Genomic DNA, 15723 nt, shown 5'->3' with positions numbered 1-15723 from the left:
TCCTTCCGCATGATCAGCTCCGTCCGCTCTGCTCGTCCAACCAGATGTCGATCTCGTGTGCGGTGACCTCGGCGAAATCCCGCATGACCGTGAAGTGATCGCCCGGTACGTCGACCGAACGGTGCTCGTGGGGCCAGCTCGACCGCCACTCCCCCGCCCACTCGCCCATCGGCTCGGTCGCCCGCAGCAACAGCACGGGCGCGCCGGATGGGCGGGGGCGCCAGCGCGCGAGCAGTGCCTCGTAGGCGCCGAGCGCGGTGAGGCGGGCGTCTGTCATCGGCACCAGCTCGTCCGCGAACAGACCGAGCGCCAGCTCGTCCCGCCAGGACAGCATCGCGTCCTGGGCGTCAGGCGGGTACGCGTCAATGAGGATCTCCCCGCTCGGGGCGACCCCCTGCTCGGCGAGGTGTGCCGCTAGCGCGTTCGCGAACAGCGCGCCCGCGGAGTAGCCGAGCACCACGAAGGGCCGGCCGGCGAGGTGCGACGTGAGCACCGCCGCCTGCGCTGCCGATGTGGCCTCGATGCTCGCCGCGAGCGGCTCGTCGTCCTGGTAGCCGGGCAGCGCGAGCGCGGTCATCGGCCTGCGCCCGCGGAACGCCGCGGCCAGCCGGGCGAACTCGTGCGGACCGCAAATCGGGGCAGCCCCGCAGCAGCAGACGATCACGGGGCCGTCGCCTTCGGTCAGCGGAACCGGCCGCAGCGCCCCGGCCAGGTGCGCCGGGTCGTCGGACGCGGACCGGAAGCTCGCTGCCTGCGCGAGCACCCCGAGGAACTCCGGTGCCCGCCGTGCCTCGGCGGCCGCGCGGTAGAGGCCACGCAACAACCCGGTCGTCGCGGTGCCGCCGGTGCCGAGTTCGGCACCGACTAGCTCGGCGATCGCGGTCGCGTGGGGCTCTGTGAAGACCGCTGTCGCCGGGATCGTGACGCCCATGGCGGCGCGGATCCGGTTGCGGAACTCCACGGCGGTGAGCGAGTCGAACCCGAGTGTGGCGAGCGGCTTCTCTGGCGCGACGTCCGCGGGGGTGGCGTGCCCGAGGACCACCGCCACCGTCTGCCGGACGAGCGTGACCAGCTCCGGTAGCCGCTCGGTAGGCGACAGCGCTTCGATCCGGGCGCGGTCGCTGCCCTCGGCGGGTGCGTCCGCGACTGGTGGCGCCGCGCGTAGCTGGGAGAGCTCGGCGAGCAGGGGCCGCTCGCGGGCGGCTGTGTAGCCGACGGCGAAGCGCGGCCAGTCCATCCGCGCGACGGCGGTGACGGTCTCGTCGCGACCGATCGCCGCCGCGAGTTCGGCCAGGGCCCGCTTGGGGTCCATCGGTAGCACGCCGCGACGAGTCAGCTCGGCCTCGGCGTCATCGACAGTGGCCATTCCGGAGGCGGCCCACAGGCCCCAGGCGACGCTCGTGGCGACCCGGCCGCGGGCCCGCCGGTCGACTGCGAGCGCGTCGAGGGCGGCGTTCGCGGCCGCGTACACGCTCTGGCCGCTGCTGCCCCAGACCCCGGCGTTCGACGAGAACAGGACGAACGCCTCCAGCGCCGTCGGGTCTACGAGGTCGTCGAGGTTGCGGGCGCCGCCGACCTTGGCCGCGACGACGGCCGTCAGCTCCTCGGGCGTCACGTCGGCGAGCGGCGTGTTCTGCCCGAGCCCGGCCGCGTGGAACACCGCGATGACCGGCTCTCCGGCCCGCGTGAGTCCGGCGAGGACGTCTGTGAGCGCAGCCCGATCGGCGACGTCGCAGGCCACGGCGCTGATTCGGGCCCCGCCCGCGGCGTTCAGTTCCGCGACCAACGCCCCAACCGCGGGGTCGGCAGGGTCGCGGCGGCCCAGCAGGACGACGTGCGCGGCGCCGCTGCTGGCGAGCCAGCGCGCGACGTGCGCGCCGACCCCGCCTGTCCCGCCGGTCACCAGCACAGTGCCGTGGGGCTGCCACGGATTCTGCGCTGCGCCGGGCGGGGCGGAGCGCAGCCGGCGCGCGAGCAGCCGCTCGCCGCGCACCGCGAGCTGATCCTCCGTGCCGGTGAGCCAGGGCAGTACGTCCCCGACGGCGTGCCCGGCGGGCAGGTCGATGACCCCGCCCCAGGTCTGCGGGTGCTCGAGCGACGCGACGAGGCCGAATCCCCAGAGCATCGCCTGCAGCGGTTCCACCGGGTCGGTTTCGATGTGGACACCACCGCTGGTGCGCAGCCACAGTCGGGCCGACGTGCCGCTGTCGAGCACCGCCTGGGTGAGGGCCAGCGTCGGGGCGAGCGCGGCGACGGGATCGGTCCCGGTGATTGCGGCGTCCAGCAGCGAGAGGACGCCTGTCGCGCCGTCGAGACCCGCGGCGAGCGCGGCAGCGTAGCGCCCGCGGTCTGGGGCCGCCGTGTCCACCTCGACGACCCGCGCCGCACGGTCGCCGAGCTCAGGCCGGTGTCCACGGGGGATGACGACGAGCCATTCGCCGGTGGCCGCGGGCAGGCACCGCACCGGCGTCCAGCCCACCGTGTAGCGCCAGTCGTCCGCCTGCTGGGTCGGCCGCTGCGGTTCGAGCCAGTACCTGCTGCGCTGGAACGGGTAGGTGGGGAGGTCGATCCGGTGCGCGCCTCGGCCCGCGAACGCGGCCGTCCAGTCCACGTCCACACCGTGGACGTGGGCCTCGGCCAGCGCGGTGAGGAACCGCGTGGCGTCGCCGTCGTCACGGCGTAGGGTGCCCAGCGCCGTCGCCCGGTCGCCGAGTGTGTCGAGCAGCGCCGAGAGCAGCACAGGGTGCGGGCTGCACTCGACGAACGTCGTGATGCCGTGGCCGGCGAGCTTCTCCACCGCGTCCTGGAGGTGGACTGTCTCGCGCAGGTTCTCCATCCAGTAGTCCGAGTCCAGCTCGGCGGTGTCCACGAACGCCGTCCGCACGGTGGAGAAGAACGGGATCGTTCCGGACCGCGGGGCGAGCCCGGCCAGTGCCGCGGTCAACTCTGGGCCGATCGTGTCGACCTGGGCGGAGTGGGCCGCGTAGTCCACTGGGACGGCGGTGGCCTTCACACCGTCGGCGCCGAGGTCCCCGGCAAGGGCGGTGATCGCGTCCCGCGGGCCGGAGACGACGACAGCGGCCGGGCCGTTCACAGCGGCGACGGCGACCCCGGGGCGGTCCGCGATGCGGGCGCGCACGACGGCGACTGGCGCGACGACCGCGAGCATCGCGCCCGTCCCGGCGATCGCGGTGAGCGCCTGCGCGCGCCGAGCGACGACGCGGGCGCCGTCGGCGAGCGAGAGCCCGCCCGCCACGCACGCCGCAGCGATCTCGCCCTGGCTGTGGCCGACGACCACCTCGGGCACCACGCCGTGGCGCCGCCAGTGCCGGGCCAGCGCGACCATGACCGCCCACAGCGCGGGCTGCACGACCTCGACCTGCTGCATCGCGGCCGGGTCGGTGAGCACGGCGCGCAGGTCCCAGTCCACGTGCGGCGCGAGCACCGCGGCGCACGCGTCGAGGTCGGCGGCGAAGGTGGGGGACGCGGTGGCGAGCGCGTGGCCCATCCCGGCCCACTGCGCACCCTGTCCGGGGAAGACGAGCGCCACCCGGCGGTCCGGCGCCGCGCCACCGCGCACCGCCCCGGCGAGAATGCCGAGCCGCTCGGCCGCGGTGCCGTCCCCGGGATCGACCAGGACGGCCCGGTGCTCGAACGGGGCGCGGCCGCTGGCCAGCGAGAACCCGACGTCCACGGACCGCTGCGGGTGTGCCGCGAGCCGCGCAGCGAGCCCGTGGGCCTGCACGTCCAGGGCGTCGGCGGTTCGGGCGCCCAGCGGCCACGGGACCGGGGCGTCCGCCGTCCAGATCGGTGCCCCAGCGTCGGACTCTGCGGGGGGCGCCGGGGGCGTCTCCTCGAGGACCACGTGTGCATTCGTGCCGCTGATCCCGAACGACGACACGCCCGCCCGGCGCACCCGCGCGCCCGCCGGCCACGGCGTCGCGGTCGCAGCGACCTCGACGCCGCTGCCCGCCCACTCGACGAGCGACGTCGGCCGGGCCGCGTGCAGCGTCGGCGGCAGCGTGCCATGCTCTAGCGCGAGCAGGACCTTCAGCACTCCAGCGACCCCCGCCGCTCCCTGCGTGTGTCCGACGTTCGACTTGACCGACCCGAGCCGCACTGGGCGGTCCGCGGCCCGGTCCTTGCCGTACACGGCGATCAGGGCGTCCGCCTCGATCGGGTCGCCGAGCCGGGTACCGGTGCCGTGGGCCTCGACGACGTCCACATCCGACGGGACGAGCCGGGCGTCGGCGAGCGCCGCGCGGATCACGCGCTCCTGCGCCGGTCCGCTCGGGGCGGTCAGCCCGTTGGACGCGCCGTCCTGGTTGACGGCCGAGCCACGCACCATGCCGAGCACTGGGCGACCGGCCTCGCGCGCGTCGGACAGCCGTTCCAGCAGCAGCATGCCGACGCCCTCGCCGGGGCCGAAGCCGTCGGCGCCCTCGGCGAACGCCTTGCTGCGCCCGTCGGCGGCGAGGCCGCGCTGCCGCGCGAACGCCGTCAGCGTGGACGGCGATGCCATCACGGTCGCGCCGCCCGCAAGCGCGAGCGAGCACTCGCCGCGTCGCAGCGCCTGCACCGCGAGGTGCAGCGCGACGAGCGACGACGAACACGCCGTGTCGACGGTCAGGGCAGGTCCGGTCAGGCCGAGCAGGTACGCGACGCGACCGGACGCGACGCTCAGCACCGTCCCGACGGCGAGTTGGCCCTCCAAGTCGGCGACGGTGTCGTACGGGGTCGCCGCGTAGCCGGTCGACCAGGACCCCAGGTACACGCCCGTCGGGCTACCCAACAGCGTGGGCGGGGCGATACCGGCCCGCTCGATCGCCTCCCACGAGGTCTCCAGCACCAGCCGTTGCTGCGGGTCCATCGCGAGCGCCTCGCGCGGCGAGATGTCGAAGAATTCGGCGTCGAATCCGGCGGGGTCGCGGAGGAACCCGCCCATGCTGCAGTACGTGGTGCCGGGTGTGTCCGGGTCCGGGTCCACGAGCCCGGCCAGGTCCCAGCCGCGGTCCGTGGGCAGGTCCCCGGTCGCCTCGGCCGCGGAGCCGAGCAGATCCCACAGGTCCTCGGGCCGCTCGACCCCGCCGGGGAGCCGGCAGGCCGCGCCGACGATCGCGATCGGTTCGGCAGCTCTGTCTCGCTCCCGTTGCAGCTGCGCGGAGACGTCCTTCAGCTCGGTCGTGGCCCGGTACAGGTACTGTCTCAGCCGGGTCTGCTCGGTCTCGCTCACGCGTGTCCCCCTCGCTCGGCGAGTCGGTCGTCGAGGAACGCGAACAGCTCCTCGTCGGACTTCCAGCCCGCGGCGGCAGGCTCCGTCGCGGCGCTGCGCTGCCGCCAGCCCGCGAGCAGGGCCTGCAGCCGTTGGTCGATCAACGTGGCTGTCCCGGCGTCTACCGTCAGCTCCTCGACGGCGGCTGCGAGCCGGGCCAGCTCGGCGGGCAGCTCCGGTTCGGCGGGTTCCGACCCGACCGCGAGCTGCTCGGCGAGGTAAGCCGCGACCGCCGAGGTCGTCGGCCGGTCGAATACGAGCGCGGCGGGCAGCCGCAGCCCGGTCGCGCGCGCCAGCCGGTTGCGCATCTCGACGGCGGTGAGCGAGTCGAACCCGAGATCGCGGAACACAGCGTCGCCGGTGACAGTGCTGGCGTCCCGGTGCCCGAGGACGGCTGCGGCCGTGCGCCGGACCAGGTCGGCCAGTACCGGCAGCGGGTCCGGCGCCGCGGCGAGCGTGCGGTGCAGCGCGGCCCCGGCATCGATCTCGTCCGGCAGCGCCCCGGCCCTCCGCCGTGCCGGGGCCGCCGGGCCGGGCGCACCGACCAGCCCGGTCAGCACAACGGGCGACTCGCCCGCCCGCATCTTGGCGGTGAGCGCGGCCCGGTCCAGCAGCATCGGGTACGTGACCGGCTCGCTGCTCGCGACGGCCGCGTCGAACAGCTGCAGGGCCGTCGCAGTCGGCATGGGCCGCAGCCCGGCCGCGGCGATCCGGGCCTGGTCGCGGTCGGACAGGGTGCCCGTCAGCCCGCTCGTCTCGGCCCACAGCCCCCAGCCGAGCGCGCGGGTCGGTAGCCCGCGGGCGCAGCGGGCGGCGGCGAGCGCGTCCAGGTAGTGGTTGGCAGCGGCGTAGCTGCCCTGTCCGGGACCGCCCAGCACCGCGGCCGACGACGTGTACAGCACCACGACGGCCGGGTCGTGGCCCGCGGTGAGCGCGTCGAGGTGGCGCGCCGCGGCGACCTTGGGCCGCAGCACCCCCGCCACCCTCTCCGGTGTCAGCGACTCCAGCAGCGCGTCGTCGAGGACGCCCGCGGTGTGCACGAGCGCGGTCAGCGGCCGCGGCAACTCCGCGACCACGGTGGCGAGCGCGCCCCCGTCGGCTACGTCGCACTCCTGCGCCTGGACGTCGGCCCCGAGTTCGGTCAGCTCGGCGACGAGCTCGGGTGGCGGTCCGGATCGGCTCACCAACGTCAGGTGCTGCGCTCCATACCGGGTGACAAGGTGCCGGGCGAGCAGCCCGCCGAGCGTGCCCGCGCCCGTGACGAGGACGCTTCCGTTCGGGTCGAGCGCCCGCGGGACGGTCAACACGACCTTGCCCACGTGCCGGGCGCGGCTCATGTGGGTGAACGCGTGCCGCACCCGTCGGATGTCCCATGCGCGGCGCGGCGGTGGGGTGAGCGCGCCCCGCTCGAACAGCGGGACGAGCTCGGCGAGTAGCGCCGCGATCCGCTCCGGACCGGCGTCCATCAGCTCGAACGGCAGGTACTCCGCGCCGGGGAGGCCGTCGCGCAGGTCGGTCTTTCCCATCTCCACGAACCTGCCGCCGGGGAGCAGCAGCCGGGCTGAGGCGTCGATGAACTCGCCGGTGAGCGAGTTCAGCACGACGTCGACCCCGTTCGAGAAGACCTGCTCGAATTCCGTTGTCCGGGACGACGCGAGCTGCCCGGCGGTCAGGCCGAGCGGTGCCAGCGCGGCCCACTTCGTGGGGCTCGCCGTCCCGACCACTTCGGCGCCGAGGTGCCGGGCGACCTGCACGGCGGCCATCCCGACGCCACCGGCGGCGGAGTGCACCAGCACCGTCTCCCCCGACCGAACGTGCGCGAGGTCGTGCAGCGCGTACCAGGCGGTGAGGAACGCGACCGGCAGCGACGCCGCCGTGGCGAAGTCCCAGCCGGCGGGCATCCGGGCGAGCAGGCGGTGGTCGGCGTCGGCCTCGGCGGCGAACCCGCCCTCGACCAGCCCGAACACGCGGTCCCCCGGCGCGAGCGTGGTGACGTCCGCGCCGACTGCGGTCACCTCGCCGGCGATCTCGGCGCCCATCGTGCCCTCGCCCGGGTACATCCCCAGCGCGATCAGTACGTCGCGGAAGTTCACACCAGCGGCGCGCACTGCGACCCGGACGTCCAGCGGGCCGAGTGGGCGCTCGGGCAGCAAGACCGGCGCTATTCCGTCGACCGTGCCCGGCTCGACGGGGGCCAGCCGCCAGGGCTGTCCAGGCAGGTCCAGCGCCCCCGGCTCCGGAGCCACGTCCAGCCGTGGCACTGACAGCCGCCCGGACCGGACGGCGAGCTGCGGCTCGCCCGTGGCGAGCGCGGCTCCGAGCGTGTCCGGGGTCGCCTGGTCGAGGTCGATGAGCGTGAACCGGCCGGGATGCTCGGCCTGCGCGGACCGGACCAGGCCCCACACGCTCGCCTGGACGGTGTCGGGCGGCGGGTCGCCCGCCCCGGTGGCGACCGCGTGCCGGGTGAGCAGCACGAGGTCGGTGGCGGCGAACCGCTCGGCGGTGACAGCCTCCTGCAGCAGCGCGAGCACAGCGTCCAGCACCGGCTGCGGGTCACCGTCCGCCGTGGGGACCTCGATGACCAGCCGTTCGCCCGGGTCGACGTCGTGGGCGTGCTCGAGCGCCACCGGCGCGGGCAGGTCCACCGCGGTGCCGGAAGCGACGGGCTCCCAGCGCAGGTGGTGCGCCCCTGTCACCGGGGCGGCCGCGGGGCGGAACTCCAGCCGGTCGACCTCCGCGACGGGGGCACCGAGCGGGTCGGCGAGTCTTAGCGTTACCGCATCCGGGCCAGCGGGCACGATGTGCACCCGCAGCTCCGTCGCCGCGGAGGCGTGCACGCGCACCCCGGTCCAGGCGAACGGCAGGTTCAGCCTGCCGGGGTCGCTGAGGACGCAGCCGCATGCCACGGCCTGCACCGCGGCGTCGAGCAGCGCGGGGTGCAGCACGTACCCGTCCAGGCGCACGTGCTCGGGCAGCGTCACCTCGGCGAACACCTCGGAGTCGCGGCGCCAGGCCTGGTGCAGCCCCTGGAACGCTGGGCCGTAGCCGTAGCCCGCGGCGGCCGCCGTGGCGTAGTGGTCGTCGAGCGGGACGGGTTCGGCGTCCGCGGGCGGCCAGGCCGGCGGGACGGCGCGGGCCTGGCCGTCGGTGTCCGGTCCGAGCAGGCCGGTCGCGTGCCGGGTCCAGTCCGGATCGCCCTCCGGGCGGGCGTGGACGGTCAGGACCCGCCGCTCCCCTTCATCCGGTGCCTCGACCCGGACCCGGACCTGCACGGGCGCGTCGTCCGGCAGCTCCAGCCGCGCGAGCAGGGTCAGTTCCTCGACGACCGCACCGCAGCGGTCCCCGGCTACGACCGCGAGCTCGAGGAACGCCGTGCCGGGCAGGATGACGGTGCCGTCCGCGGCGTGGTCAGCGAGCCACGGCTGGTCGGCGTGCGCGAGCGCCCCGGTCAGCAGCAGCTCGTCGGTCTCTGGGACCTCGACGACGGCGGGCAGGAGCGGGTGGTCGGTCGCGGTCAGGCCAGCGCCGCGGCCGAGGCCCGAACCCGGCGCCGCGGCGGCCCAGAACCGCCGCCGCTGGAACGGGTAGACCGGTAGCGCGGCGGGCCGTCGGTCCGGGAACAGCGGCGTCCAGTCGAGGTCGACGCCGCTGACGTGGGCTTCGGCGAGCGCGCGCAGGAACCGGTCCGTTCCCCCCTCGTCGCGCCGCAGCGTGCCGAGGGTGACGACGTCGTCGCCGGTGTCTAGCACCGGCACCAGGACGGGGTGGGCGCTGCATTCGACGAACGCCGTCACGCCCTGCGCTGTCAGTGCCTCGACGGCCTCGTGGAACCGGACGGGTTGGCGCACGTTGTCCCACCAGTACCCGGCGTCCAGCTCGGCGGTGTCGAGCGCTGCGTTGCGGACGGTTGAGTGGAACGTCAGCTCGCCCGAGCGGGGCGTGATGCCCGCCAGTGCGGCTTTCAGGTCGGGCTCGATCGGGTCGACCTGGGATGTGTGTCCGGCCCACGCCGCCGGGATCGGGCGCGTACGCACGCCGTCCGCCTCGCACGCGGCGGCCAGCGCGGTGAGCGCCTCCGGGTTCCCCGCGGTGATCACCGACCGGGAGGAGTTGATCACGGTGATCTCGATGTCCCCGCCGAACGGGGCGATCCGCTCCCGGACCTCGGCGAGCGGCGCACCGATCGCGAGCATCCCGCCCGTCGCGGCGATGCGGGTCGCGAGCTGTGAGCGCATCGCCACGACGCGCGCGCCGTCGGCGAGCGAGAGTCCACCCGCGACGCAGGCCGCGGCGATCTCGCCCTGGCTGTGCCCGACCACGACGGACGGGACGACGCCGTGGTGGCGCCACAGCTCGGCGATCGAGACCATCACCGCCCACAGCGCGGGCTGCACGACCTCGACGCGGTCCAGCGCAGCACCCGACCGGATCACCTCGAGCAGCGACCAGTCCACGTGTGGGGCCAGGGCGTCTGTGCACTCCTGCATCCGCGCGGCGAAGACGGGCGACTCTGCCAGCAGCTGCGCCGCCATCCCCTCCCACTGGGCGCCCTGGCCCGGGAAGACGAACGCGACGCGCCGCGGGGCCGGGGCGTGCCCGACGGCGGCGTGCGCATCGAGGTCGGCGAGCCCGGCCTGAAGCTCGGCCGGGTCCGACCCGACGAGCACCGCCCGGTGTTCGAACGTCGTGCGGGTGCGGACGAGCGCGTGCCCGATGGCGGCCGCGTTCGGCTCGGGGTCGGTCGCGATGTGTTCGGCGAGCCGCCGAGCCTGCGCCGCGAGCGCCGCGGGGGTGCGCGCCGACAGCACCCACGGTACGGGCCCCGCGGCGGGGGCGGGCTCCGGCTCGGGTGCCGCTGCGGGCGGCTCCTCGAGGATCACATGGGCGTTTGTCCCACTGATCCCGAAGGACGAGACGCCCGCCCGTCGGACCTGGTCCCCGGCGAGCCACGGCTGCGGCTCGGACACCGGACGCACGCCGTCCCACTCGATCAGCTCGGAGGGCTGCGTGCAGTGCACAGTGGCGGGGACCCTCTCGTGGCGCAGGGCCAGCAGCATCTTGAGGACGCCCGCGAGCCCGGCCGCGGCCTGTGTGTGGCCGATGTTCGACTTGGCCGAGCCGAGTAGTAGCGGCTGGTCCGCGGGCCGGTCGCGCCCGTAGGTCGCGCGCAGGGCACCGACCTCGATCGGGTCGCCGAGCCGGGTGCCGGTGCCATGGCCCTCGACGACGTCGACCGCGTCCGGGCCGAGTCCGGCGCCCGCGAGCGCGGCCCGGATGACCCGCTGCTGAGCGGCGCCATTCGGTGCCGTCAGCCCGTTGGACGCGCCGTCCTGGTTGACGGCCGAGCCGCGCACGACGCCGAGCACCTCGCGGTCGGCGGCCCTGGCCGTGGACAGCCGCTCCACCAGCACCTGGACGACGCCCTCGGCGAGCGCGACCCCGGCGGCGTCGTCCGCGTAGGCGCGGCTGCGGCCATCGCGGCTCAGGACGTCCTGGCGCGCGAAGTCGACGAACGTGTCGGGGCTGGACATGACGGTGACGCCGCCCGCGACGGCTAGCGTGCACTCGCCGCGGCGGACCGCCGTGACGGCGAGGTGTAGCGCCACGAGCGACGCCGAGCACGCGGTGTCAACCGTGAGCGCCGGGCCTTCCAGCCCGAGCACGTACGCGATTCGGCCGGACATCACCGACCCGGTGTTGCCGATGCCGAGGTGCCCCCAGAGGTCGTCCGCGCTGCCCGTCGCGACGGGGAAGTAGGATTGCCCGTTGCTCCCGACGAACACGCCGGTGTCGCCGCCCTGCAGCGTCGCCGGGTCGATGCCGGCCCGCTCGAACAGTTCCCACGCGGTCTCCAGCAGCAATCGCTGCTGCGGGTCCATCGCGAGGGCCTCGCGCGGGGAGATCCCGAAGAACTCGGGGTCGAAGGCGGCGGCGTCGTCGAGGAACCCGCCGAAGCGCGTGCTCGACGATCCGGGCGCGGCGGGGTCACCCTGGGTGAGGGTCCGCAGGTCCCAGCCGCGGTCGGCCGGGAATTCCGACACCGTGTGCCGCCCGGCGTCGAGGAACGACCAGAACGTCTCGGGGTCCGCGATGCCGCCGGGCAGCCGGCACACCGCACTCGTGATCACGACCGGGTCGTCGTCGGGCGCCGCCACGGGGCCTGCCATCTGCGGGGCGTCGGTACGGCCGAGCAGCTCGTCGAGCAGGTGGGCGGCCAGCTTGCGGACGGTCGGCCGATCGAAGATCACCGTGCTGGGCAGCGGCAGGCCCGTGCGGGCGCGCAGCCGGTTGCGCAGCTCGACCGCGGTGAGCGAGTCGAGCCCCAGCTCGCGGAACGCGCGCACCGGGGCGACGGTTGCGCCGGGCGCGTGCCCGAGCGCGGCGGCTAGCTCGGTCTGGACGATCGACTCGACCGTCCGGATCCGGTCGTCCTCGGCGAGACCGCGCAGCGTCCCGGGCAGCCCGCTGTCGCGCTCCTCCTCGGCGGGCTCGGCGCCCGGCAGGCGGCGCGCGAACCCGGACGTCCGCCGCGCGGCGAGGACGTCGCGGAAGACGGGCCAGTCGACGTCGGCGACCGCGAGCCGGGTAAACCCTGCGCCGACCGCCCGGGCCAGCGCATCGAGCGCGGCCTCGGGCGCGAGCGGCGTGAGCCCCGGGTAGCCCGTCTCACCGCCGTGCCACGGTGTCCAGGCGATTGTGGTGGCGGGCAGCCCGGCGGCGCGGCCCGCGTCGGCGAGCGCGTCCAGGGCGGCGTTGCCCGCCGCGTAGGCAGACCGGCCTGCGGTCCCCCACAGCCCGGCAACCGACGAGAAGTACACGACGGTCTCGAGCGTGCCGGCGTGCCCGGCCACGAGGATGTCGTGCAGCGCCTGGGCGCCTGCCGTCCGGCCCACGACGGTCGCGGCCAGCTCCACCGGGTCCGCGTCGGCGAGCGGGGTGGCGACGGCGGGCGACGGAAGGTGGAACGCCGCGCGCACGTGGCCGGCGAGCGCCGCGGCGTCGTCGACGGTGACGCGGTCGCCGAGCGCGCGCAGGCGGTCAGCCGACTCGGCGGGCCGGTCGGGAACTCCCGTCAGCAAGACGTGCTCGACGGATTCGTGCGCGACCAGCCACGCGGTGAGCGCCTCGGTCTGCGCGGGGATCCCGCCGGCCACGACGACCGCCCCCGACGGCCGCCACGGCGCCGCGGGCAGGGGCACCGCCTCCACGGCCGGGACGAGCGGGCCGCCCACACGGAGCGCGACCTGGTCCTCGTCGGCGGGCAGCAGCCGCACGGCCGGTAACACGCCTGTCGCGGGGAGGTCGATCAGCCCGCCCCACACCTCGGGGTGCTCCAGCGCGGCGGCGCGCCCGAGCCCCCAGTACCGCGCCTGCTCCGGGTCGGGCACGTCGTCCGGCACTGCGGTGACGCCGCCGTGGGTCAGTACCCACAGCGTGGCCTGCCGGTCGGCGAGGTCGAGCAGCGCCTGCGTGAGCGCCACGGTGGCCGCGATGCCCGCCGGGTCGAGCGCGAGCAGCGACAGCACCGCCGTCCCGGGCTCGGTGAGCACCGGGCGCAGCGCGGCGGCGTACGCGACGCGGTCGGGCGCCGCGGCGTCCAGCACGAGCGTCGCGGAGGGGCTGAGTGTGTCCAGTCCGGCGGGAGCGGCGACGCCGGCCGGGAGGACCAGCACCCGCCGCTGCTCGGGTGCCGGGGTGTCGTGGGAGGGCGCGGCCCAGGTCAGTCGGTAGCCCAGGTCAGCCGCCGGCTCAGTGCGGTCGCGCGGCACGATCCAGAATCGGCGCCGCCGGAACGGGTACGTCGGCAGCTCCGCCGGGCGGGTGCCGCGCGGCCCGAAGACCTGCTCCCAGTCGACCGGTACGCCGTGGCTGTAGGCCTCGGCGAGCGCGCCGCGGAACCGACGCAGCCCGCCGTCGGACCGGCGCAGTGTGCCGACCGCGGCGCCGGCCGGGGCGTCGATCGCCGGGACGAGGACGGGGTGCGGGCTGCACTCGATGAACACGGTGCGGCCGGCCGCGGCCACCTGCTGCACCGCGTCGTGAAACCGGACGGTGGCGCGCAGGTTGCGCACCCAGTACTCGGCGTCCAGCGTCGCGGTGTCGATCACGGCGTCGTCGACGGTCGAGTAGAACGGTACGGTCCCGGTGCGGGGACGGATCGGGGCCAGCGCCTCTCGTAGCCGCGGGGCCAGCCGGTCGACCTGCGCCGAGTGGGAGGCGTAGTCGACGGGGAGCAGGCGGGTGTCCACGCCCTCGCCCGTCCAGTACTCGGCCAGCTCGCGGAGCGACTCCGGATCGCCGGACACGACCGCCGCGGCCGGGCCGTTGACCGCGGCGAGCGCGACGCGGTCGCGGTAGTTCGCGAGGCGCGCGGTGACCCGCTCCGCGGGCGCTGCGACAGCCAGCATGCCGCCCGCCCCTGAGATATCGCGGATCGCCTGCGCGCGCAGTGCCACGACGCGCGCGCCGTCGGCCAGGCTGAGCCCGCCCGCGACGCACGCCGCGGCGATCTCCCCTTGGCTGTGCCCGACGACGACGTCCGGTTCGACGCCGTGCGCGCGCCACAGTGTCGCGAGCGCGACCATGACGGCCCACAGCGCGGGCTGCACGACGTCCACCCGCTGCAGCGCGGCGGCGTCGCCCAGCGTGTCCACCAGCGACCAGTCCACATGCGGCGCGAGCGCGGCCTCCACCTCGGCGAGCGCCGCGGCGAACTCTGTGCTCTGCTCCCGCAGCTCGAGCGCCATGCTCGCCCACTGCGCCCCCTGGCCGGGGAACACGAGGGCGACGCGGGGCCGTCCAGAGCTGGCGTCGGTGACGGTCGCGAGGGTGTCCAGTTCCGCGGCAAGCTCGGCGGTGTCCTCGCCCACGACGGCGGCGCGGTGCGTGAACGGCGCCCGGTGCAGCGCCAGCGTGGCGCCGGCCTCGACCGGGTCAACGGCAGGGTCGCGCCGCAGCCACGCGGCCAGCCGGGCGGCCTGCGCCCGGACGCCCTCAGGGTCCTGAGCCGTCACGACCAGCGGGACCGGGCCCCTCGGGCGCGGCGCGGCGGGCTCCGTGGCGGGGGGCTCCTCCAGGATCACGTGCGCGTTGGTGCCGCTGATCCCGAACGCCGAGACCGCGGCCCGCCGGACCCGCTCACCGGCGGGCCAGGCCACCGGCTCGGTCGCGAGCGCGACGCTGCCCGCCGACCAGTCCACGTGCGGGCTCGGCTCGTCCACGTGCAGGGTCCGTGGGATCGTTCCGTGCCGCAGGGCGAGCACGATCTTGAGGACGCCCGCGATGCCTGCTGCGGCCTGCGTGTGCCCAAGGTTGGATTTCACTGAGCCCAGCCACAGCGGCCGGTCGGCGGGGCGGTGGCGCCCGTAGGTGGCCAGCAGCGCCTTGGCCTCGATCGGGTCGCCGAGCCGCGTGCCGGTGCCGTGCGCCTCGACGACGTCGATGTCGGCGGGAGCGATCCCGGCGTCGGCGAGCGCCGCGCGGACCACCCGCTGCTGTGCCGTGCCGTTGGGCGCCGACAGCCCGTTGGACGCACCGTCCTGGTTGACGGCGCTCCCGCGCACGACAGCTAGCACGTGACGGCCCGCGCGCTGCGCGTCGGCGAGCCGTTCCACCAGCACGAGCGCAGCACCCTCGGCGAAACCCACGCCGTCGGCGGCCGCGCCGAACGAGCGGCACCGCCCGTCCGGGGACAGGCCGCGCTGGCGGCTGAACTCGACGAGGACGAACGGGTCGCTCATGACGGCCACGCCGCCAACGATCGCCCGTTCGCACTCGCCGCGGCGCAGCGCCTGCGCCGCGAGGTGCAGCGCCACCAGCGACGACGAGCATGCCGTGTCGACGGTGAGCGCCGGGCCGGTGAGCCCGAGGACGTACGCGAGCCGCCCGGACGCGACCGCCGTCCCGGTTCCGGTCAGGACCATGCCCTCGGCCTCCGGCGGGGCGCCGCCGAAGCCGTAGCCCATGCTCGCCGCGCCGACATACACGCCGGTCGCGCTACCGCGGAGGTCGCCGGGCAGCAGCCCGGCTCGCTCCGTGAGTTCCCACGTCGCCTCCAGCAGCACGCGCTGCTGGGGGTCCATGGCGAGCGCCTCGCGCGGGGAAATCCCGAAGAAGCCGGCGTCGAACTCAGTGGCCTCGTCGAGGAAGCCGCCATGCCCGACGTAGCTCGTACCGGGGCGGTCCCCGTCGACGTCGACCAGGCCGGGCAGCGGCCAGCCGCGGTCGGTCGGCAGCGGCGAGACGACCTCGTCGCCGGCGGCGAGAAGGTCCCACAGCTGCCGGAGGTCGCCGATTCCCCGAGGGAACCGACAGGCCGCCGCGGTGATCGCAATCGGGTCGGACTCCAGCTGGGCGACGCGCGCCCGGGCCGCCCGCAGGTCGGCTGTCGTTTGCTTCAGGTATCGGGCGATCTCAGCCTGGTTGGCCATCAGGGTGCTGACCTTTCGTCG

The 15723-nt window shown here is 75.5% G+C and carries 1 protein-coding gene and 1 pseudogene; both read right to left on the bottom strand.

Going from position 1 to position 15723, the window contains the following annotated elements; genetic code table 11:
- Positions 1-13: 13 nt before the first annotated feature.
- A pseudogene (locus ABD160_RS12735) lies at positions 14-5137 on the bottom strand (SDR family NAD(P)-dependent oxidoreductase); the annotation flags it as partial.
- 92 nt (positions 5138-5229) lie between these two features.
- Entirely contained in the window at positions 5230-15705 is a 10476-nt protein-coding gene (locus tag ABD160_RS12730) for a type I polyketide synthase (RefSeq protein ID WP_425563614.1), read from the bottom strand.
- Positions 15706-15723 lie beyond the last annotated feature (18 nt).

This window comes from Pseudonocardia kongjuensis, from assembly GCF_039526905.1.
Classification (GTDB): Bacteria; Actinomycetota; Actinomycetes; order Mycobacteriales; family Pseudonocardiaceae; genus Pseudonocardia; species Pseudonocardia kongjuensis.
Note: the sequence above shows the minus strand (reverse complement) of the source record. Positions and strands in the feature narration are given on the sequence as shown.